The 1,798-nt window shown below is 33.5% G+C and carries 1 protein-coding gene; it reads left to right on the top strand.

Annotation, left to right across the window (positions count from 1 at the left end):
- The first annotated feature begins 9 nt into the window (after positions 1–9).
- Complete coding sequence (locus QT76_RS07755) at positions 10–1,236, top strand: restriction endonuclease subunit S (protein WP_033617285.1); 1,227 nt, start codon at positions 10–12, stop codon at positions 1,234–1,236.
- The last annotated feature ends 562 nt before the right edge of the window (positions 1,237–1,798 follow it).

Raw genomic sequence — 1,798 nt, 5'->3', positions numbered from 1 at the left:
GGAGAACGCATGGACACATTAACAACGCCCTTAAATTGGCAAAGAGTGAGGCTTGGGGATGTTGCCGAGATTAAAAGAGGGGCATCACCTAGACCTATTGAAAATCCTAAATGGTTTTGCACTAATTCTAATGTAGGGTGGGTAAGAATTTCAGACATTTCAAAAAATAGCCGTTTTTTATACAAAACAGCCCAAAAACTTTCTAAAAAAGGCATTGAGAAAAGCAGGCTTGTTAAACAAAATAGTTTGATTATGAGCATGTGCGCGACAATTGGTAAGCCTATTATCACTAAAATTGATACTTGTATTCATGATGGTTTTGTAGTTTTTGAAAATCCAAAGATAGACTTAAATTACTTATATTATTTTTTATGTTATATAGAAAAAGAATGGCTAGAAAGTGGGCAACAAGGCTCACAAGTGAATCTAAATGTAGATTTAATTAAAAATAAAGAAGTTTTTTACCCTAAAGATCTAAACGAACAAATCGCTATCGCTAATATTTTAAGCGATGTGGATCGTTATCTTTATTCTTTAGACGCTCTCATTCTTAAAAAAGAAAGCGTTAAAAAAGCTTTAAGCTTTGAACTATTGAGCCAAAGAAAACGCTTGAAAGGCTTCAATCAAAATTGGCAAAGAGTGAGGCTTGGGGATATAGGAATAACTATAAGTGGATTAGTAGGAAAAACAAAGCAAGATTTTATCAATGGCAATGCTAAATATATTACATTTTTGAATGTTTTAAATAATGTTATAATAGATACTTCTATACTAGAAAATGTAAAAATATACCCAAATGAAAAACAAAATTCCTTTAAAAAATATGATTTATTTTTTAATACTTCTTCAGAAACTCCAAAAGAGGTAGGCATGTGTGCCGTGCTTTTAGATGATATAGACCAAGTTTTTTTGAATAGTTTTTGTTTTGGTTTTAGAATATTTGACAAGGCAGTTGATAGCTTGTTTTTATCATACTTAATTAATAGCGAAATAGGCAGAAAAGCTTTTGAAAATTTAGCACAAGGTTCAACACGATACAATTTATCAAAGAGTGGTTTTAATAATGTTTGCCTTTTTTTACCCCCTCTAAACGAACAAATCGCTATCGCTAACGTTTTAAGCGGTTTGGATCATGAAATCACAAGCCTTAAAAACAAAAAACGCCAATTTGAAAACATCAAAAAAGCTTTAAACCACGATTTAATGAGCGCTAAAATCAGGATTTTAAACAAATGAAACGCCCCAAAAGTCAAGGGCAAACCCGCTTTTTAAAGGAAACCCCTAAGCTTGAAAACTCAGGGGAACGCTCTTAGAAAAATCAGCGTTTCACAGAAACGATCACTTTAAGCCCCAAAAAAGCAAACTCAAAGTATAATGATCTCCAAGAGCGTTTGTTATGTGTCTTAGGCATAACATGCTCCTTTTGACATAGGATTTGCCCCATAATGCGAACTTATGGGGCGTGATAAAATCCTACAACAAACCCCCTTAAAACTTCTCATTTTACAAACGCTAAAATAAGATTAAAAAATTGAATGAAAAGATAAAAAATAAAACGCCCCAAAAATTAAGGGCAAACCCACTTTATAAAGGAAACCCCTAAGCTTTTAAACTCAGGGGAACGCTCTTAGAAAATCAGCGTTTCACAGAAACGATCACTTTAAGCCCCAAAAAAGCAAACTCAAAGTATAATGATCTCCAAGAGCGTTTGCCATTTTTGTGTTTCATGGCATGCTCCTTTTGACATAGGATTTGCCCCATATCGTAACTATGGGGCGTGATGAGATTCTACAACAAA

Source organism: Helicobacter pylori SA37A (assembly GCF_000476015.1).
Classification (GTDB): domain Bacteria; phylum Campylobacterota; class Campylobacteria; order Campylobacterales; family Helicobacteraceae; genus Helicobacter; species Helicobacter pylori_DB.
This window is presented reverse-complemented; position numbering and strand designations above follow the sequence as displayed.

Excerpts from the sequence above, each read along its gene's own strand:
- QT76_RS07755 (WP_033617285.1), top strand. The coding sequence starts at position 10 with ATGGACACATTAACAACGCCCTTAAATTGGCAAAGAGTGAGGCTTGGG.